A 17889-nucleotide genomic window follows, 5' to 3' on the forward strand; every position below is an offset into this window, starting at 1 on the left:
GAAGTGCGGTGCGTTCATGATGTCCACGCCTGGGATCCGGGCAATTGCGGCAACTGCCGCGTTGATGCTTCCGGTGTGGCTCGGATCGTGCTCGCTGCCTCCCGAAGCTTCACCGGTCAGTACGGCTGTCCAGCCCGGCGGCATGCCGGTTCCGCAGCCGCTGCCAGCACCATTCCTGGTCACCGCAAGCACCGCTGCCGCACTCGCCGAATCGGCTCCGGCGACGGCTGCCTCGTCCGAACCGGAGACTGCGGCTTCCGGCCCGACGACTGCCGCCCCCTCCGGCCCGCCCCCCAAACCGAGGGCGGCGGACAGCATCGCGCCGCAGGCCGGCGCCAACGGCGGAGCCGCCGCCACGATAGACGGTTCCGCCACCGACACACTGCCGGCGGCCGGCGGCCGGGCCGCGCCGGAGGGCCTGGTGCCCGGCGGGACGCCCGTGTACTTCGTGGCAGTGGACGACGGCGGCAGCACCGGCGTGCGGTTCGGGTGCAATGACAGCCTGGTGGCTGTCTTCCACAGCCCCGCCGCGGCGGAGGAACCGCTCCGGACCTCCCTGGCCATCCTGCTGGGAGGCGGAAACCCTCCGGAGGGTCTGTACAACTCGTTGGACAACTCCGCGCTGAAGTACCTTTCCGCCTACTTCGACGGGACCACCGTGGTGGTCCACCTGACCGGGACCCTCCGCCCGGGCGGCACCTGCGACATTCCCCGGCTGGAAGCCCAGCTTACGCATACGGCCGTTTCAGCCGTGGGTGCGGCCCGGGCCGAGATCTACATTGACGGGCGGCGGCTCGCAGACATCCTGAGCCTTCGGTAAGCCCGGGCGAAGGGCCGGGCGACGATCCGAAGGGCGGCCCCCGACCGGGAATCCGGTCAAGTCAGCTGCCCCCAAACAGATCGTCCATGGCCTCGTGGCTGCGGGCACCGGCGAGCTCGGACCAGTTGCCGTCGCCGAGCACGTCTTCGGCCACCCGGGACACCGTGGCATAAGCGGCCTTCGCCGTGTTGCCGCCGATACTGATCCGGCGAACGCCGGCGTCGTGAAGTTCCCCCACGGAGGGCGCCCCCAGGCCGGCCAGCGCATTCAAGGGCGCGGCAATCCGCCGTGCCAGGTCGTGGAGCACGTGCAGGTCCTGCACCCCGGGCACGAATATTCCGTTGGCCCCGGCGGCAAGGTAGGCCTCAGCGCGGCCGAGCGTTTCCGTAAATGCAGTCTCCGCAAACCGGCCGGACAGATAGGTGTCCGTGCGGGCGTTGATGAACAGGTCAACCCCTTCTTCTTCCGCCGTGCGGCGGACGACGGCGATGCGGCGCGCCTGCTCGTCAACGTCCGTCAGCGGCTGCTCACCGGAGTCCTCGAAATTCACACCCACCGCCCCGGCGGCAAGCACAGCGCGGACGGTTTCGCGCAATTCGCCGTCATCGAACCCGCCGCCAACGTGCGCATACCCGGCCTCAATGTCAGCCGTAACCGGCAAGGCCGTGGATGCGGCGATCCGGCGAAGGGCCGCCATGGCCAGGTCACGCGGCATATGGTTGCCGTCCGGAAAGCCCAGGCTCCACGAGAGGGCGGAACTGGAGGTGGCCAGCGCGGCTGCTCCCGCTTCCTCCACGAGGCGGGCGGACGCCACGTCCCAGACATTCACCAGGACCAGCGGGACCGCGCCCTCGTGAAGGGCATGGAAGGAGGCGGCCAGGGATCCGAGGTGACTGTTCGTTGCCATGGCTCTATTCCATGCCCTGCGCCGCCGCAGGTAAAGCACTTCAGGCCGGAGCCGCCGGGGTGGGCAAATTAAGTGAACAACCGTTGCCTAGTGGACAACATATGGCTGTATCCTGTGGATGTGACCCACGAAACACTTGACGCCGCCGCCGATGTCCTGCCGGCCGAGGCAATTGATGCAATCGAACGCGCGGCAACGTCCGCACACCGCCACGACGAACTGTTCTCGGAGCGCGCAGCAAACATCAAACAATCCGCGGTCCGCGACGTCTTCGACATCTCCCTGCGCCCGGGACTTGTGTCGCTTGCCGGAGGCAGCCCGTACCTGCAGTCGCTGCCGTTGGAACGGCTCGGCCAGACAGCTGCGAAGATCATTGCTGAACAGGGCATGACCGCCCTCCAGTACGGCAGCGGCCAAGGGACCGAAGAGCTCCGCGCCCAGATCTGCGAGGTTATGGCGGCTGAGGGAATCCTTGACGCTGATCCCCGCAACGTGGTGGTCACTGCCGGCTCCCAGTCCGCCCAGGACGTGGCCACAAAGGTGTTCTGCGATCCCGGCGACGTGGTGCTGGTGGAGGAACCGACCTACGTGGGCGCACTGAACACCTTCGAGGCTTACCAGGTGGAGGTGGCCACCGTACCCATGGACGAGCACGGCCTGGTTCCGGACCTCCTGGAAGCCCGGATCGCAGCCCTCCAGACGGCCGGACGGAACATCAAGTTCCTGTACACCATCCCCAACTTCAACAACCCGTCGGGCATCACCCTCGCAGCGGAACGCCGGCAGGAAATCGTCGATATATGCCGCAAAGCAAATATTTTGGTCTTGGAGGACAACCCGTACGGGCTGCTGCGCTTCGACGGCAAACCGTGGGCGCCGCTGCGGGCCGCCAATCCGGACGACGTCATTTACATGGGCTCATTCTCGAAGATCTTCGCGCCCGGGCTAAGGATCGGCTGGGCGCTGGTGCCGGCCCACCTTCAGCGCCGCTACTACCTGGCCTCGGAGGCCGTGACGCTCTGCCCATCGACCCTGAACCAGATGCTGGTCTCCGCCTACCTGCGGGACTACGACTGGAAAGGGCAGATCGAAACCTACCGCGGGCTCTACGCCGAGCGCTGCCAGGCGATGTTGGCCGCCTTGGCTGAGTACATGCCGGAGGGACTGAGCTGGACCCGGCCGGAGGGCGGCTTCTTCGTCTGGGTGACCCTCCCCGAGGGCGTGGACACCTACCCGCTGTTGCGCAAGGCAATCGACGCAGGCGTAGTGTTCATTCCGGGAGCGGCGTTCACGCCATCGGACGAACCGTCCAACAAGCTGCGCCTGGCGTTCAGTGCCGTTCCTCCGGAGACAATCGCGGAGGGCGTGCGGCGCCTCGCGCCGGTACTGCGGGACGCCATAGCGGCGCTGTAGCCTGAGTCATAACTGCATGCAGCCGGGCACTTTCATGAGGCTGACCGAATCCTGAGGAGCTGGAGCATGACCGGAATTATTGTTGTCGGTGTTGACGGCAGCGAGACTGCAATGCGGGCCGCCGAAACGGCGCGGGGACTGGCCGCATCACTGGGGGCCACGCTCCATGTGGTCACGGCCTTCGACAGCGACCGCACCGAGGTGTTCGGCAGCGGCAGCGACCGCTGGATTGTCTCCGACGCCGGGGACGCTGAGAAGGTGGCCAAGGACGTCGCGGCCCGGCTGAGCACGGAAGACCTCAAGGTCACCTACTCGGCAGCCCGCGGCAAGCCGGCGGAAGCCCTGATCAAGGAAGCCGAGCGCTTCGACGCCCGCATGATCGTGGTGGGGAACCGCCGGATGCGCGGGCTGGGCCGGGTGCTGGGCAGCGTCGCTAACAGCGTGGCGCACAATGCGCCGTGCGACGTCTACATCGCCAAGACCGACGACGCCGACTAGGTCGTCCCGGCCCTAGGTCGTCCCGGCCCGGGGTTGACCGGCGTCACTCCCCCTGGTGGGCAGTCTCACCCGTTTTTCGCCGGAATCACGCGGTTTGCGGCGATAAAATTGAAGGGTGCTCGATGGTGCGGACATCCGAGTACCGACGACTTCAGGGGAACAATATGCTGACGCTTCAGCGCCGCCAGCTGGTAGGCCACGACATCCTTCTTGCCCGCCACGGCAACCACATCAGCACCATGCGGGTGGACCGGGCCAACGACCGGGTGATCGCGTTCCTCGACGACGGATCCACCGACACCGCACCCAACCTGATTGCGCCCGGCCTGAACCTGCCGGAAACCATCCGCAGCGTCATGCGCGATGACTGGAAATTCTTCGCGGTTGTCACCGCCTGCGTCACCGGCTTTTCCGGCGTGATGATCGCGGCAGCAGTGGGACTGAGCGGAATGACCGCCGATCCCGCCCTCGCCCAGATGCTCTCAAACTACCCCGCGTACTAGGCGGGCCTACCGGACCCATGGGCGCTGCCGCCTACTCGACCCCTGGCACGTCGGGCACGGGAAACGCAGGCAGCGAATCGAAAAGTGCCAGGAAACTTTCCAGGAGCGGCGATTCGCTGGTGCGGTTCCACGCCACTGCAAGGTCCACCGGAGGCGGGTTCCGCAGCGCGCGGAACACCACACCCTGGAACGAAAACATCCGTGAGGTCATAGGCACAAGCGCTATCCCCATGCCTGCGGCCACGAGGGACAACAACGTGGACGTTTCCTTGGCTTCCTGAACCAGCCGCGGCTGGAACCCCGCCTGCCGGCATGCATCGATGACGATGCCGCTCACCGCCGATGACGCGGGATAACCAATGAAATCGTGCGACGACAAGTCCGCAAGCTCCAGCGGTCCCTGTCCGGCCAACAGCGAATCGGCCGGGAGCGCGGCCACCAGCTGGTCCTGCTCCAGCAGCTTCAAGGCAATGTCACCGGAGCGGACCGGGGGCCGAAGAACGGCGACGTCAAGCCGGCCCTCCTCGAGTGCCGCCTCCATTTGCGGGGTGAGCATTTCGCCCTGGACAGTAATCCGCAGGCCGGGAAGAGTGCGCCGTGCTGCCTGCACCACTGCCGGCATCAGCCGGTACGTAGCTGTTCCGGTGAATCCCACCCTGAGTACGCCCGTAGCGCCGGCACCGACCTGCTTCACGTCCGATTCCAACACCTCGAGTTCCTGCAGCAGCTGCCGGCCCCGGTCCAGGAGCAGCTGTCCGGCAGGCGTCAGGTCCACTTTCCGTGTGGTCCTGACCAGCAGCTGTGTTCCCAGCTGCTCCTCGAGTTGGCGGATCTGTTGCGACAGCGGGGGCTGGGCCATGTGCAGCCGGACCGCGGCACGGCCGAAATGCCGCTCTTCAGCCACCGCAATGAAGTACTTGAGGTGTCGCGTCTCCATCGGTGTGCCTCTCGACTGGAAGAAGTTCTAATCCAGCAGGAGGGCTGGCTCCTCAAGGATCGCCGCAACATCCGCCATGAAGCGGGCCGACAGGTCTCCGTCCACCACCCGGTGGTCGAACGACCCGCCGAGGGTGGTGATCCAGCGCGGAATGACTTCTCCGTCCAGCACCCACGGCTTCTGCTTGATGGTGCCGAAAGCTACGATCGCCACCTCGCCGGGATTGATGATCGGTGTGCCGGTGTCGATGCCCAGGGCACCGATGTTGGTGACAGTCAGCGTGCCACCCTGCATTTGGGCGGGCTGGGTCTTTCCGGCGCGGGCCGTGACCGCCAGGTCATTGAGCGCCAGGGCCAGTTCCTTGAGCGAGAGGTCCTGGGCGTTCTTGATGTTGGGCACCATCAGGCCGCGCGGGGTTGCCGCCGCGATGCCGAGGTTCATGAAGTGCTTGACGTGGATCTCGGCCGAATCGCTGCCGTCCGGACTGTCCACCCACGTGGCGTTGACGCTGGGGTTGCGCGCGGCCGCCCAGATCACGGCCTTGGCCAGGATCAGGAGAGGCGAGACCCTGATGCCCTCGAAGTCGCGCGAGGCCTTGAGGCGCTTGACGAACTCCATGGTGCGGCTGGCGTCGACATCCACGAAGATGCTGACGTGCGGTGCCGCGAACGCGGACTCCACCATGGCTTTGGCGGTGGCCTTACGGACTCCCTTGACGGGAATCCGCTCGATGCGCTGATCCTGCGGCCGGCCGGACTTGCCCCAGAAGGTGTCCGCCTTGTCCACCTCGGCGTCGCGCTGGGCCTGGTAGCTGACCAGGTCCTCGCGGGTAACTTCGCCGCGCGCACCGGTGGGCACCACGTCGGCGAGGTCGATCCCGAGGTCCCGGGCGATCTTCCTTACCGGAGGCTTGGCCAGGACCCGGTTCACCAGGCCGCTGATGGTGCCGCCGAGGGTGGGCCGCCCCGGGGCTTCCCCGGGAGCCGGGGCTTCCGTGGCGGACTGTGCGCCGGCGTTGATCCAGATACCCTGCGTCTCGACAGGCTCGACTGCCGGAGCCGGCGCGAACGCTGGAACTGGCTGGACCACTGCTGTGGACGCTGCAGCCGGGGACGGCGTGGACTTCCGCGGGCGGCGCTTGACGGCGTCGGCCTTGGGACCCGACCCCACCAGGGGTGCCGCTGCCGTGCCCGGAGCCGGCTGTGCCGGCGCCGGACGCGGTGCGGCTGCTGCCGGGGCCGGCGGAACGGGCGCATCCGCGGGCGTGGGATCCCCGGCCACCGTGTCACTCACGCTGATGATCGGGGTGCCGACGTCGACCGTCACTCCCGTTGGCACGAGCAGCTCGGTGACCGTGCCCGCAAAAGGGGACGGCAGTTCCACAAGGGACTTCGCGGTTTCGATTTCGCAGAGGATGTCGTTGACCGCGACGCTGTCGCCGGGCTTGACGTTCCACGAAACGATCTCGGCCTCGGTGAGTCCTTCGCCCACATCGGGGAGGTTGAACTTGTTTACAGTCATGGGGTCCTCGGTTTGGAAGGCGTCGTCAGTAGGCAAGGGCGCGGTCCAGCGCCTCCAGGATGCGGTCGATGTCCGGCAGGTAGTCCTCTTCCACCTTGGCCACGGGATAGGGCATGTGGAAGCCGCCCACCCGAATCACGGGGGCTTCGAGGGACAGGAACGCCCGCTCACTGACGCGGGCCGCGATTTCGCCGCCGATGCCGCCGAACGTCGGTGCCTCATGGGCCACGATGAGCCGGCCCGTCTTCTTGACGGAGTCCGTGACGGTGTCGAAATCGATCGGTGAGATGGACCGCAGGTCAATGACCTCCACGCTGCGGCCATCCTCGGCGGCGGCGCCGGCAGCGGCGAGCGCAACCGGCACCAGCGGGCCGTAAGCCACCACGGTGGCGTCCGTGCCTTCGCGTAGGACATGGGCCTTGAACGGGTCGCCCGAGGGGCCGGGCGATTCGGTGTCGACCTCGCCTTTGAGCCAGTAGCGCCGCTTGGGCTCGAAGACGATCACGGGGTCCTGGCAGTCGACGGCCTGCTGGATCATCCAGTAGGCGTCGTGCGGGTTGGACGGGGTGATGATGCGCAGTCCTGCGGTGTGGGCGAACAGCGCCTCCGGGGACTCCGAGTGGTGCTCGATGGAGCCGATGCCGCCGCCGTACGGGATGCGGATGACGACGGGCACCGTGAGGTTTCCGTTGCTGCGTGAGTGCATCTTGGCCAGCTGCGTGGTGATCTGGTTGAAGCCCGGGAAAACGAAGCCGTCAAACTGGATCTCGCAGACCGGCAGGTAGCCGCTCAGGGCAAGTCCGATCGCCGTGCCGATGATGCCCGACTCTGCCAGCGGAGTGTCCACCACGCGGTCGGCGCCGAATTCGCCGATCAGCCCGTCGGTGACACGGTAGACGCCGCCGAGCGGACCGATGTCCTCACCCATGAGCAGGGTGCGGGGGTTGTTGTTCAGCGTCGCGCGCAGGCCCTCATTGATGGCCTTGGCGATGGTCATGGTGGTCATCGGTTGGCTGCCCCGTCTGTATTTGCCTCGGCGGCTTTTACGTCGGCTGTTTCTGATTCATCAGCGAATCCCGCACTGTATTCCTCGAACCAGGCCAGCTCTTCGGCCACGAGCGGGTGGGCCTCGGCATACGTGTTGGCGAACGCCGTCCGGATGTCCGGGGTTTCGAGGTCGTGGGTGGTCTTGCGCACGTACGCGGCGAGCTCATCGCCGTCGGCCTTGACCTTGGCGAAGAAGGCGTCGTCGGCCAGCCCCTCGGCGCGAAGGTACTTCTCCAGGCGTTCGAGGGGGTCCTTCGCCCGCCACTGCGCTTCCTCTTCGGAGCCGCGGTATTTCGTGGGATCATCGGCGGTGGTGTGGGCGCCCACCCGGTACGTGAAGGCCTCGATCAGTACCGGGCTCTTTCCTTCACGGGCGCGTTCCAGTGCCCACTCCGTCACGGCATGGACTGCGATGACGTCGTTGCCGTCCACGCGGATTCCCGGGAAGCCGTAGCCCTTGGCGCGATCGGCCAGCGGGACGCGGGTTTGCACGGTGCTGGGCACCGAGATGGCCCAGTGGTTGTTCTGGCAGAAGAAGACCACCGGCGCGTTGTACGACGACGCGAACACCATCGACTCGTGCACGTCGCCCTCGGAGCTGGCGCCGTCCCCGAAGTAGACCATGACGGCGGCCTTGGGCTCCTGCGGCTGGCCCGGGGTGGCGTTGGCGGCCGCAAGCTTCTGGTCCCGCTGGATGCCCATGGCGTAGCCGACAGCATGCGGAGTCTGCGCCGCCAGGACCAGGGTGTAGAGGTGGAAGTTGGTGTCCTTGGGGTTCCAGCCCCCGTTGGACACGCCGCGGAACTGGCGCAGCAGCTCGGCCAGGTCTACGTTGCGGGTCAGGGCGACACCGTGTTCGCGGTAGGTGGGGAAAATGTAGTCCTGCGGCTGGCTTGCCCGCCCTGAACCGATCTGCGCCGCCTCCTGGCCGGTGAGGGGAACCCACAGGGCCAGCTGGCCCTGGCGCTGCAGCGCAGTGGCTTCCTGGTCGAACCGCCGGATGGCCGCCATGTCCGCGTAGAAACCGCGCAGCTTTTCAGCGTCGAGCCGGTTGGCGTATTCCGAGAAGACCGGGTCCTCGCCCATGGCGCCGTCCGGCCCCAGGAGCTGGACCATGGGGGCGTCGGGCGCACCCAGCACGGCCTCGGCTTCCGCCTCGAGCTGATCGTCTACCCCGGTTCCGTCGAACTCGGTAGCGGGCAGATGTGTGGCGCCCATACCGTCTCCTTGCTTGCCGCACCTGAATGCGTCGCAATCTCGCTGGGATATATGCCGGGTCAGGAATACATTCCCGGTCCGGCATATATTTTGGCTTACTGTCCCTTACTTTATCCGCAGTAGGCGGACGCCGGGGGTTATGTTAAGCGCTAGGAACGCCGTGGCGGCTTTGTATAGTCCGTACAGAGCTCGAGGAAACGGGTGTTCGCTTCCGCCTCGCCGATGCTCACCCTGACCCCCTCATTGCCGAATGCCCGGACGGACAGGGCGCGCGCTCCCGCCAGTGCTGCGAATTCCGCGCTGTTTTCACCCAGATCGAGCCACACAAAGTTGCCCTGTGCGTCCGGTACAAACCAGCCGAGATCCCGCAGTCCCGCCGTGACGCGGTCGCGCTCATCCACCAGGCTTTGTACCCTTTCTACAACCTGGCTGAAGTTCTGCAAGGAAGTGACCGCTGCCCGCTCGGCGATCTGGGAGACGGCGAAAGGCGTAGCAGCTACGCGGAGATGCTGCGTGAGGTCCGGGTTGGAGACGCTGTAGCCAACGCGAAGGCCAGCCAGCCCGTGCGCCTTGGAGAAGGTCCGCAGGACCACCACGTTGGGGTACTTGCGGTACATCTCAATGCCGTCCACGGCGTTTCCGGCACGCACGAACTCCTGGTAGGCCTCGTCGATGACAATGACGACGTCGGACGGGACGGACCGGATGAACCGTTCCGTTTCTTCCTTCTCGAGGATGGGCCCCGTCGGGTTGTTCGGTGTGCAGAGCAGGATGACCTTTGTCCTTGCGGTGACTGCGGCGGCCATGGCATCAAGGTCGTGGCGCCCGTCCGCGGTCAGGGGGATCCGGACGCTTTCAGCACCGGCCAGCCCGACAGAGATGGGATAGGCCTCGAAGGACCGCCAGGCGTAGATTACTTCGTCGGCTTTGCCGTCGTCGTTCTGTCCGGCAAAGGTCACCAGCAGCTGGTTCAGGGCGCCCAGGCTGCCGGCACCCGTGACGATGTCCTCGGCCGGGACCTGCAGGAACTCCGAGAGCGCGCCGCGGAGCTTGCTGCTCAGGGGATCCGGGTAGCGGTTGAAGTCGGTCTGGTCCGCGATGGCCTGCAACACTGCAGGGATGGGCGGAAGCGGGTTCTCGTTGGATGACAGTTTGTAGCTGGAAAGGCCCTCGACGGCGGCAGGAGGCTTACCGGCGGCATAGCGCGGAAGCCTGTCCACCACCGGGCGGGGCCTGATTCCGCCGGCGGGGTTCTCTGGTGAAGTCATGCCAACTAGCCTACTTCTCCACTCCTGCCGCTTTCCTCTCCCGTGTGAAAGCATGGGGCCATGTTTTCTTTCATCGTGCGGGTCCTCATCAACGGCCTGGCTCTCTGGATTGCGAGCTGGATCCTGCCGGGCCTGGATATCTCCACCGCCGCAACGACCGAAGCCGTTGCGCAGGGTGGCGTGACACAGGGAACCGACCCGCTGGGCATCGCTCTTGCCTACCTGTTCATCGGCCTGATCTTCGGGCTGGTCAACGCCCTGGTGCGGCCGATTGTCAGCCTGCTGTCCCTGCCGATCACCATCCTGACGCTTGGGCTGTTCACCATCGTCATCAATGCGGCGATGCTGTACCTGACGTCCTGGCTGAGCAGCTACACCCCGGTCAAATTCACCATTGACTCCTTCTTCTGGACCGCGGTGCTGGCAGCAATCATCATCACGGTGGTTTCCCTTGTGGCCGGCAAAATTACCGGCGTCCGCCGGTAGGGTGGCTAGCGTGCAACCCATCGGGCCGCGCCCGGCGGCGGGCCGGGCTGGCGATCGGCCGTAATCTGGGCTTCGCGGTTCACTGCAAAGCGGGTCGCCGTTGCGGCACCGCCCACACCCACCACTCCGGCGAGGACTGCCGTGTTGGCCACCAGGGACGGGTCCCCGCTCGCGGCAACCGTTCTCGCCGCTGCCTCGTAATTTTCCAGGTTGTGGCCAGGCCCGAGGCCGGGGTCTTTTCCGTCGGGGGTGACCACCCTGTCCGTGAGCGTGACGGTGACCCTGTCCCGGGTGTCCGCGTTCGGAATACCGTCGCTGCCGGGGACCCAGTCCTGGCGGTGTTCAAGGTGGAGGGACGTGATTCCGGCTGCCGGGGTAATCCCGCCCACCGGCGAACCGGCCGTCAGTACATATTTCAGGTCGAATTCGGCGAGGAACGCCTTGTCGCTGCTGAGGTTCATGGCATGCGCGCCGCCCTGGCTGTAGCCGACGGCCACTACCTGGTCCCCCTTGGATGCCCCGGCCTGGCGCAAGGCGGACGCAACAGCGGCATTGAGCTGCTCCGAGCCATATCCCAGTGCCTCCACAATTCCGGCCTCATCCAGCGGGTTCACTCCGCCGGGCGGATCCGTGGGCTGCGTCCCGGGGACAATGACGATGAATGCCTTACGCCCGCCGTTCTCGACCTGGACCACCTCGATTGTTCCGTGCCCGTCCGCGTCCAGCTCCCGGAGCCGGGCGAGCAGGCCCGCCGGGGAGGTGTCGACGTCGACGTCGCGCGTCAGTTCCTCTACCGCAGTGACCGGCCTGGGTTTCAACTGGGGGAAATGGTTCTCCGCCAACCTGCGAAGGACGGGACCCGTTGCTGACATGTACCGCCCTGCGGCCAGCTCTGCGGCCATGGCCCGGGCAAGGTCCTCCTTCGCCATGGTGGTCAGCAGCCCGATTGCCACCGGCAGCGCGAGGGCCTCCGCTGCATCACGGCTGGGGTAGTTTGCCCGGGTAAGATCCACGAACAACAAGGGCAGGAAGTTCCAGCCGTCCTGCGGGAGCCGGAACCCTGCCACCGAAAGGGACTCCGCTCTTTCGTAGTCGCGGTGGCTTGCGCGGACCTGGTCGCCGAGGCGCTGGAGTGCTTCCCTGACAGCACGTACCGATTGGCAACCTTCGCCCACTGCTATCAGTGCTGCGGTCCCGCTGGGCCGCGGCTCGTACTGGTAGGGACACAGCTCTTCCCAAATCCGCCGCACTCCGACCTCGATGGTGGCGAGTTCGTCGGCCATGCCGTCCAGCTCGGCCACACCCGCCATGAGTTCCTCCAGCTGGAAGCGTATACCGCCCACTCCGCCACGGATCCGCATGGTGCCTTCGGTTGCCAGTTCCAGGGGCCCCAGCGGTCCGCCGCTTCCGGAGGGGGTGGCCTCGGCCATCAGTAACCTCCCCCTGGAGTCCGCTGGGATGAGACAGGAACCTGCTGTGAATGGCGAAGCACAGCGTCGGAGGCCGCCATGAGTCGCTCCCGCGCGCGCCCCAGGGCGGCCGCCTGCATGGAGATGGCGGTGCGGTAGGCCTGGCCGGCAGGCGACTGCCACTCGGACAGCTCAACCCGGCCGAACCTGAGCATCAAGGTGTCGAGGGTGTAGGCGAATGCGGCCACCCGCCAGGCGAGCTGCTGAACCTCGAAGCTCCGCGAGGCGCACGCATTGGCATCTGCCGCGGTGATACTGCCGCTCATTCGAAATCTCCTGACCGTGTCTGTCTTGGTGTCTGTCTTGGTGTCTGTTCGATGATGACGACGCTACGTAGCGGGACTGCCTGCCGGAACTGGCGTCGTCGGCTATGTGGACAACGAACGAGGCCCGGAGCCTTCACCCCGGGGAGGAAAAGTCACACGGACCCCGCACTTAAGGGGCGGCGCGACTTCGTGAAAGAATCAGCACATGCCTGAAACTGCCGCCACAGCCGATACCCGCACGCCCTCCGGACGCCTGGCCCTTGCCGCGTCACCGGACCAGATCGCCTTGGGCCCGCTGGACGGCCGCTACCAGTCCGCCGTCGCCCCCCTCGTTGACTACCTGTCCGAGGCGGCGCTCAACCGCGACCGCGTGGCCGTCGAAGTTGAATGGCTCATCCACCTGACCAGCAACAACGTGCTCCCCGGCGCCGGTCCGCTGACCCAGGACCAGCAGGACCAGCTCCGCGCCATCGTCACGGAATTCGACGCCGCGTCGGTCACCGAACTGGCCGACATCGAGGCCGTGACGGTGCACGATGTCAAAGCCGTGGAGTACTACATCGGCCGCCGGCTCCCGGCCATCGGCATTGAGCACCTCACCGCCATGGTCCACTTCGGCTGCACGTCCGAGGACATCAACAACCTTTCCTACGCCCTCGGCGTTAAGGGTGCTGTGGAGGACGTGTGGCTGCCCGCGGCCCGTGCCCTGGTGACCCAGATCAGCAAAATGGCCGAGGACAACCGCGCGGTTCCCATGCTGTCCCGCACGCACGGCCAGCCCGCCACCCCCACCACGCTGGGCAAGGAACTGGCCGTCATCGCGCACCGCCTGACCCGCCAGCTGGACCGGATCGCCAAGACCGAATACCTGGGCAAGATCAACGGCGCCACCGGCACCTACGCCGCCCACGTCGCTTCCGTCCCCGGCGCCGACTGGCAGCACGTGGCCAAGTCCTTCGTCGAGGGCCTGGACCTGACCTGGAACCCGCTGACCACCCAGATCGAAAGCCACGACTGGCAGGCCGAACTGTACGCCGACGTCGCCCGTTTCAACCGGATCCTGCACAACGTCTGCACCGACATCTGGAGCTACATCTCCATCGGCTACTTCGCGCAGATCCCCGTGGCCGGCGCCACGGGATCCTCCACGATGCCGCACAAGGTCAACCCGATCCGCTTCGAAAACGCCGAGGCCAACCTGGAGATCTCCTCCGGCCTGCTGGACGTACTGGGCTCCACGCTGGTGACCTCCCGCTGGCAGCGCGACCTCACCGACTCCTCCAGCCAGCGCAACATCGGCGTGGCCTTCGGTCACTCCCTCCTTGCCATTTCCAACGTGGCCAAGGGACTGGAGCGCCTGGACGTGGCCGAAGACGTCCTGGCCGCGGACCTGGACACGAACTGGGAAGTCCTGGGCGAGGCCATCCAGATGGTGATGCGCGCCGAGGCGATTGCCGGCGTCGAAGGGATGGAAAACCCCTACGAGCGCCTCAAGGACCTGACCCGGGGCCAGCGCGTGGATGCCGCCCGGATGCAGGAATTCGTCCAAAGCCTCGGTCTCTCCGCAGAAGCCGAAGCCCGGCTGCTGGCCCTGACTCCGGGCAAGTACACGGGCATCGCGGACCAGCTGGTGGACCACCTCAAATGAGGCTCCTGCTCATCCGCCACGGCCAGACCCCCGGCAACGTCCTGGGCCAGCTGGACACCGCGCACCCGGGGCCGGGACTCACCGAACTCGGCGAGCAGCAGGCGGAGGCGCTGTCCCGCGCGTTAGCGAATGAGCGGATCCACGCGCTGTACGCCTCCACCCTGGTCCGGACCCAGATCACCGCTGCGCCGCTTGCCCGACTTCACGGGCTGGACACCGAGGTGATTCCGGGCATCCACGAGATCGAGGCCGGAGCGCTCGAAAAACTGACCGACCACGAATCGCACAAATGCTACCTGGGCACCATATTTTCCTGGGCAGACGGCGATCTGGACCGGCGGATGCCCGCGGGGCCGACCGGACGGGACTTCGTCGACCGCTATGACGCCGCGATCGCCATGGTGGCCGAACGGGCTAACGGCATCGGTGACTCCGGGGCGGTTGCCGTGGTCAGCCACGGTGCAGCCATCCGGGTGTGGGCTGGCCTGCGGGCAGGAAATATTGAACCGGGCTTTGCCGCAAAACACGTTCTCAACAACACGGGCATTGTTGCCCTGGAAGGCGCTCCGGACGACGGCTGGGAGCTCATCCACTGGGACGACAGCCCGGTGGGCGGGCTGGCCCTGGCCGACCCGGGCGCCGGGGACCCCACGGGCAGGCCCGCCTAGCAGTAGCTCCCCGAGCGTGCGGCCACGCGCCGGCGAAGCGGATGCGGCGGCTGCAGCAGCATGGCAGCCTCAGCCGTGGCCTCCAGCGCCGTCGGGCGGTCGGCCGCGTGCATGGCTGTCATGGATGCCAGCAGCGATTCCCAAGGTGCACCAAGGTGCCGGGGTATGGCCGGGCTCCGCTGCGTCCTTGCGACGAGGGACTCGATGGCAGTCCCGGGAAAGGCTTTGGCTCCCGTGAGGCATTCGAGGAGGACCAGGCCCAGGGCATAGATGTCATCCGCAGGCCGGACTACCCCGCCGCCTGCCTGCTCCGGACTCATGTACTGCACCGTGCCGGAGGATGTCCCCGGCTCCGGTCTGGTTCCCGCGGGCGCGGCTATGCCGAAGTCGACAATCCGGACCGGGCATTTGCGTAGGTGGCTGAGCAGGAGGTTTGCAGGCTTGATGTCGCGGTGCACTATCCCGCGCGCATGGAGATGCCGCAGTCCGGACAGGAGCCCTACTGCCCACGGAGCGACCTCAGTTCCGGGTGCGGGACCTGAGCGGATCCTTTCCGCCAGGCTGCTTCCGTACACAAGCTCCTGGACAAGGAAGGCGCGGCCCGGCCAGGGGCAGTCCCGCGCGGCAGTTCCCTGATCAACGAACCGCACGAGTGCCGGGTGCCGCACGCCCGCCATCAGTGCGGCCTCGGCGGCTAGCCGCTCCCGATGCCGGTCCCCGGCGAGTGCAGCCACTTTGATGGCGACAGGACGGCCGTCCCGCAGGTCGGTGCCGCGGTACACCTCGGCGGTGGCGCCGATGCCGATGCGTTCGTTGAGGAGATAACGCGCGTCCGAAGATTCATCCCGGATCTCGCGGGACTGACGTGCGTCCGTCCCCGTCACGATCGGCTGATATCGGCCAGGACGCCGGCGGCAGGCGCCATGTTGACCCAGGAGTCCAGCTGGAACCCGCAAGAGCACCGCCACACGTCCGGCAGGTCAGCCAGGGTTTCGCCGGCATCGTAGGAATAGGCGGCCATGGTCCGGGCAGCAGGCGTGGACCACTCCATGGGAACGCCGCAATGTTCGGGCGGATAGCCCGCCGGGGCGGTCCCATTGGAGAAGCGGCCGTACTCCAGCCGGGAGCCGGACTGCGGGACCGCAGGCCCGGTCCGCTGGTCCGGCCCGTCAAACCCGGTAAACGCGACCAAGTGAACGCAACTCCTTATGCCAACCATCGGGACAACCTGATAGTAAGCATACATATAAGTAGTCTAGATAACTAGTTTGTCTAACTACTTAGCTGGGCCCTGCTTAGCCGGGTCGGAAGAGAGTTGCGCCGGCGGGGAATCAGGGTGCGGCTCAATCGCCTCGCGCATGCGCTGGAGAAATGCGATGACGACGCCGGCCTCTTCGACTGTGAGCTCTTCCGCGACGGCCATCATCCGGCGGTGCATATCCCCCAGGGTTGCGCGGACTTCGGTGTCGGATTCCACAGTGGGAACAACAATGAGCGATCGCCTGTCCGTGGGGTGGGGCTCGCGCCGGACGTGGCCGCTGCCCACCAGGCGGTCAATCAGGGAGGTCGTGGAGGCGCTGGTGATGCCCAGGAACAGGCTGAGGTCCTTGGGAACGACGGACCGGTTGGACGCCCGCGCACGCAACAGGTAGCGCAGGGCGAGGATGTCCGTCTCCCCCATGCCCATTGAGTCCCTGGTGGAACGCCTGGTCGCCACTTCGGCATGGCGGTATTCGCGGAGGGCCTGCAGGACGGCCGCGCCATGGTCGAACTGCCCGTCGGCGCCGTACCAATAGCCGGACCCGGCACTGCTGTTCAAAGCCATTGAATTATCCTAGCCGATCTGATAGCTAGGCTGGCTTCCTACCTGACGGAGGTTGTGGCGTCCTGTTCTCCGGACGCTTACGCGCAGGAAACACCGCGGAAACGGCCCCCTCATAGGCTTGTTTTGCATAACCCTTCGGCGAATCGAGGCAGTGATGCAGACCAACCCCCGTCTCAACATCAGGCAGGTCACGTGGGCCAACCCCGTGGGCGCCGATCTGCGCGCAGCCCAGCAGGCGGAACTGGATGCCCGCTTCGGCACGAAAGACCACGAACCCGGACCGCCGCCGTCGGAAGTGGACACCGCCGTGTTCCTGGTGGCCTACGAGAAGAGCTCCGGCCAGCCGGTGGGCTGCGGCGGGCTGCGGATGCTGGACTCGAAGACGGCGGAGATCAAGCGGCTGTACGTCCTCCCCTACACTCGGGGCTCGGGCGTTGCGAGCTCCATCCTCGCTGCGCTGGAGGCGCACGCCTACGGCATGGGCGTCACCTCGATCACCGCAGAGGCGGGCTCGGCCCAGCCGGACGGCAGGAACTTCTATCAAAGCTGCGGCTTCGATGAAGTGCCCAACTTCGGGCCCTACATCGGGGTTGAGCACTCGTACTGCTACGCCAAGAAGATCGACTCACACAGCGCCGCGCACACCGCAATGGCCTGAGGCGGCCGCTGGCGGCCCGCCAGCTCCGGCGCAGCGGCAATCAGGCCGGACGACGGCGGCAGCCGCCTGCCGCCGTCGTCGTCGTCACACTGCGGCAGCCGGGCCGCCGTCGGCTAATCTCGCACTATGGAATCGGCAGACATCACTTTCCGGACCCGCAAATGGGTGCGGCCTGAAGACCTCAACGCGAACGGCACGCTGTTCGGCGGGAGCCTGCTGAAGTGGATCGACGAGGAAGCGGCCATCTACGCCATCCTGCAACTCGGCAACGGCCGGGCCGTCACCAAATACATTTCCGAGATCAACTTCGTCAGCTCCGCGGTGCAGGGCGACCTGATCGAGATGGGGCTGACCGCCACGCGGTTCGGCCGGACATCCCTGACGATGCGCGCCGAAGTACGGAACATGATCACCCGGCAGAGCATCCTCACCATTGAGGAAATCGTGTTCGTGAACCTCAACCCGCACGGCAAGCCGGAACCCCACGGCTACACCGAAATCACCTACGACCGCGACCGCATCCCCACGCACCACCTGACAGAGACCCTGGAACAGGACTGAGGGCGCACTGCGGGGACGCTGGAAGTTCATCGCACGTTAAAGCCGCGGGCACACCCCGTTAGGGAGCCCCGACAAGACTCGAACGCCGAGGCCGAGTAGTTTATCGAATCGATAGCTATAAACGGCCCTAATCGGCATGAGCCGCTATAGGCTTGCCGGACAATGCTCCGGTTCCA

The 17889-nt window shown here is 66.3% G+C and carries 20 protein-coding genes; 9 read left to right on the top strand and 11 right to left on the bottom strand.

Translation table 11 applies throughout. The features are described 5' to 3' along the window. Positions 1-16: 16 nt before the first annotated feature. Positions 17-820: a GerMN domain-containing protein gene (locus Q8Z05_RS07235; protein WP_305942795.1), complete on the top strand. Its 804-nt coding sequence runs from the start codon at positions 17-19 to the stop codon at positions 818-820. A 61-nt stretch (positions 821-881) separates the two neighbouring features. Here Q8Z05_RS07235 and Q8Z05_RS07240 read toward each other — a convergent pair whose 3' ends face one another. Further along, entirely contained in the window at positions 882-1727 is an 846-nt protein-coding gene (locus tag Q8Z05_RS07240) for an isocitrate lyase/PEP mutase family protein (RefSeq protein ID WP_305942796.1), read from the bottom strand. Positions 1728-1847: 120 nt separating this feature from the next. Here Q8Z05_RS07240 and Q8Z05_RS07245 point away from each other — a divergent pair, with 120 nt between their 5' ends. The 3 genes from Q8Z05_RS07245 (at position 1848) to Q8Z05_RS07255 (ending at position 4141) form a co-directional block, all read left to right on the top strand. Then, positions 1848-3140, top strand: a complete 1293-nt coding sequence (locus Q8Z05_RS07245) for an aminotransferase-like domain-containing protein (protein ID WP_305942797.1) — start codon at positions 1848-1850, stop codon at positions 3138-3140. 66 nt (positions 3141-3206) lie between these two features. Beyond that, positions 3207-3638 carry a universal stress protein gene (locus Q8Z05_RS07250; protein WP_305942798.1) on the top strand — a complete coding sequence of 144 codons (432 nt, stop codon included), beginning with the start codon at positions 3207-3209 and terminating at the stop codon, positions 3636-3638. A gap of 164 nt (positions 3639-3802) precedes the next feature. After that, complete coding sequence (locus Q8Z05_RS07255) at positions 3803-4141, top strand: hypothetical protein (RefSeq protein WP_305942799.1); 339 nt, start codon at positions 3803-3805, stop codon at positions 4139-4141. Positions 4142-4172: 31 nt separating this feature from the next. Here the strand turns inward: Q8Z05_RS07255 and Q8Z05_RS07260 are convergent, their stop codons facing one another. From Q8Z05_RS07260 to Q8Z05_RS07280, 5 genes are all read right to left on the bottom strand, one after another. Continuing rightward, positions 4173-5078 (bottom strand): LysR substrate-binding domain-containing protein, encoded by a 906-nt coding sequence (locus Q8Z05_RS07260; RefSeq protein ID WP_305942800.1) that lies wholly within the window; start codon positions 5076-5078, stop codon positions 4173-4175. Between the two features lie 27 nt (positions 5079-5105). Then, on the bottom strand, positions 5106-6599 hold the full coding sequence (locus Q8Z05_RS07265) for a dihydrolipoamide acetyltransferase family protein (RefSeq protein WP_305942801.1): 1494 nt from the start codon (positions 6597-6599) through the stop codon (positions 5106-5108). A gap of 25 nt (positions 6600-6624) precedes the next feature. Further along, positions 6625-7605 carry an alpha-ketoacid dehydrogenase subunit beta gene (locus tag Q8Z05_RS07270; protein ID WP_305942802.1) on the bottom strand — a complete coding sequence of 327 codons (981 nt, stop codon included), beginning with the start codon at positions 7603-7605 and terminating at the stop codon, positions 6625-6627. Next, a complete protein-coding gene (pdhA, locus tag Q8Z05_RS07275) occupies positions 7602-8864 on the bottom strand; it encodes a pyruvate dehydrogenase (acetyl-transferring) E1 component subunit alpha (protein ID WP_305942803.1) in 1263 nt (420 codons plus the stop codon). The genes Q8Z05_RS07270 and pdhA overlap by 4 nt, the downstream gene beginning before the upstream one ends. 149 nt (positions 8865-9013) lie before the next feature. Next, positions 9014-10132, bottom strand: a complete 1119-nt coding sequence (locus tag Q8Z05_RS07280) for a histidinol-phosphate transaminase (protein ID WP_305942804.1) — start codon at positions 10130-10132, stop codon at positions 9014-9016. Positions 10133-10192: 60 nt separating this feature from the next. On the opposite strand from Q8Z05_RS07280, the gene Q8Z05_RS07285 reads away from it, so the two are divergent. Then, positions 10193-10618 (top strand): phage holin family protein, encoded by a 426-nt coding sequence (locus tag Q8Z05_RS07285; protein ID WP_305942805.1) that lies wholly within the window; start codon positions 10193-10195, stop codon positions 10616-10618. 5 nt (positions 10619-10623) lie between these two features. On the opposite strand, the gene Q8Z05_RS07290 is transcribed toward Q8Z05_RS07285, so the two are convergent. Both Q8Z05_RS07290 and Q8Z05_RS07295 read right to left on the bottom strand, forming a co-directional pair. Then, the gene (locus Q8Z05_RS07290) at positions 10624-12048 is read right to left on the bottom strand and encodes a hypothetical protein (RefSeq protein WP_305942806.1); all 1425 of its coding nucleotides are present in this window, start codon (positions 12046-12048) and stop codon (positions 10624-10626) included. Next, a complete protein-coding gene (locus Q8Z05_RS07295; RefSeq protein WP_305942807.1) occupies positions 12048-12353 on the bottom strand; it encodes a hypothetical protein in 306 nt (101 codons plus the stop codon). Before Q8Z05_RS07295 ends, Q8Z05_RS07290 begins: the two co-directional genes overlap by 1 nt. 205 nt (positions 12354-12558) lie before the next feature. Here Q8Z05_RS07295 and purB point away from each other — a divergent pair, with 205 nt between their 5' ends. Continuing rightward, entirely contained in the window at positions 12559-14001 is a 1443-nt protein-coding gene (gene purB, locus Q8Z05_RS07300) for an adenylosuccinate lyase (RefSeq protein WP_305942808.1), read from the top strand. Beyond that, the gene (locus tag Q8Z05_RS07305) at positions 13998-14669 is read left to right on the top strand and encodes a histidine phosphatase family protein (RefSeq protein ID WP_305942809.1); all 672 of its coding nucleotides are present in this window, start codon (positions 13998-14000) and stop codon (positions 14667-14669) included. Before purB ends, Q8Z05_RS07305 begins: the two co-directional genes overlap by 4 nt. Here Q8Z05_RS07305 and Q8Z05_RS07310 read toward each other — a convergent pair. The 3 genes from Q8Z05_RS07310 to Q8Z05_RS07320 form a co-directional block, all read right to left on the bottom strand. Further along, positions 14666-15553, bottom strand: coding sequence for a serine/threonine-protein kinase (locus Q8Z05_RS07310; protein ID WP_305942810.1), 888 nt, complete (start codon positions 15551-15553; stop codon positions 14666-14668). The two genes, Q8Z05_RS07305 and Q8Z05_RS07310, sit on opposite strands and share 4 nt — an antisense overlap. Further along, complete coding sequence (locus Q8Z05_RS07315; RefSeq protein WP_305942811.1) at positions 15550-15861, bottom strand: hypothetical protein; 312 nt, start codon at positions 15859-15861, stop codon at positions 15550-15552. Before Q8Z05_RS07315 ends, Q8Z05_RS07310 begins: the two co-directional genes overlap by 4 nt. Before the next feature lie 84 nt (positions 15862-15945). Next, positions 15946-16494: a MarR family winged helix-turn-helix transcriptional regulator gene (locus Q8Z05_RS07320; RefSeq protein WP_305942812.1), complete on the bottom strand. Its 549-nt coding sequence runs from the start codon at positions 16492-16494 to the stop codon at positions 15946-15948. A gap of 154 nt (positions 16495-16648) precedes the next feature. Here Q8Z05_RS07320 and Q8Z05_RS07325 point away from each other — a divergent pair, with 154 nt between their 5' ends. Next, a complete protein-coding gene (locus tag Q8Z05_RS07325) occupies positions 16649-17152 on the top strand; it encodes a GNAT family N-acetyltransferase (protein ID WP_305942813.1) in 504 nt (167 codons plus the stop codon). Between the two features lie 126 nt (positions 17153-17278). Beyond that, positions 17279-17713 (top strand): acyl-CoA thioesterase, encoded by a 435-nt coding sequence (locus tag Q8Z05_RS07330; protein ID WP_305942814.1) that lies wholly within the window; start codon positions 17279-17281, stop codon positions 17711-17713. The last annotated feature ends 176 nt before the right edge of the window (positions 17714-17889 follow it).

It is taken from the genome of Arthrobacter oryzae, from assembly GCF_030718995.1.
Lineage (GTDB): Bacteria > Actinomycetota > Actinomycetes > Actinomycetales > Micrococcaceae > Arthrobacter > Arthrobacter oryzae_C.

Bases quoted from the DNA above. Each gene is read 5' to 3' on its own strand.
- Q8Z05_RS07270 (WP_305942802.1), bottom strand. From the start codon at position 7,605: ATGACCACCATGACCATCGCCAAGGCCATCAATGAGGGCCTGCGCGCG.
- Q8Z05_RS07330 (WP_305942814.1), top strand. From the start codon at position 17,279: ATGGAATCGGCAGACATCACTTTCCGGACCCGCAAATGGGTGCGGCCT.
- pdhA (WP_305942803.1), bottom strand. From the start codon at position 8,864: ATGGGCGCCACACATCTGCCCGCTACCGAGTTCGACGGAACCGGGGTA.
- Q8Z05_RS07285 (WP_305942805.1), top strand. From the start codon at position 10,193: ATGTTTTCTTTCATCGTGCGGGTCCTCATCAACGGCCTGGCTCTCTGG.
- Q8Z05_RS07260 (WP_305942800.1), bottom strand. From the start codon at position 5,078: ATGGAGACGCGACACCTCAAGTACTTCATTGCGGTGGCTGAAGAGCGG.
- Q8Z05_RS07250 (WP_305942798.1), top strand. From the start codon at position 3,207: ATGACCGGAATTATTGTTGTCGGTGTTGACGGCAGCGAGACTGCAATG.
- Q8Z05_RS07290 (WP_305942806.1), bottom strand. From the start codon at position 12,048: ATGGCCGAGGCCACCCCCTCCGGAAGCGGCGGACCGCTGGGGCCCCTG.
- Q8Z05_RS07325 (WP_305942813.1), top strand. From the start codon at position 16,649: ATGCAGACCAACCCCCGTCTCAACATCAGGCAGGTCACGTGGGCCAAC.
- Q8Z05_RS07280 (WP_305942804.1), bottom strand. From the start codon at position 10,132: ATGACTTCACCAGAGAACCCCGCCGGCGGAATCAGGCCCCGCCCGGTG.
- Q8Z05_RS07320 (WP_305942812.1), bottom strand. From the start codon at position 16,494: ATGGCTTTGAACAGCAGTGCCGGGTCCGGCTATTGGTACGGCGCCGAC.
- Q8Z05_RS07255 (WP_305942799.1), top strand. From the start codon at position 3,803: ATGCTGACGCTTCAGCGCCGCCAGCTGGTAGGCCACGACATCCTTCTT.
- Q8Z05_RS07235 (WP_305942795.1), top strand. From the start codon at position 17: ATGATGTCCACGCCTGGGATCCGGGCAATTGCGGCAACTGCCGCGTTG.
- Q8Z05_RS07265 (WP_305942801.1), bottom strand. From the start codon at position 6,599: ATGACTGTAAACAAGTTCAACCTCCCCGATGTGGGCGAAGGACTCACC.
- purB (WP_305942808.1), top strand. From the start codon at position 12,559: ATGCCTGAAACTGCCGCCACAGCCGATACCCGCACGCCCTCCGGACGC.
- Q8Z05_RS07240 (WP_305942796.1), bottom strand. From the start codon at position 1,727: ATGGCAACGAACAGTCACCTCGGATCCCTGGCCGCCTCCTTCCATGCC.
- Q8Z05_RS07305 (WP_305942809.1), top strand. From the start codon at position 13,998: ATGAGGCTCCTGCTCATCCGCCACGGCCAGACCCCCGGCAACGTCCTG.
- Q8Z05_RS07295 (WP_305942807.1), bottom strand. From the start codon at position 12,353: ATGAGCGGCAGTATCACCGCGGCAGATGCCAATGCGTGCGCCTCGCGG.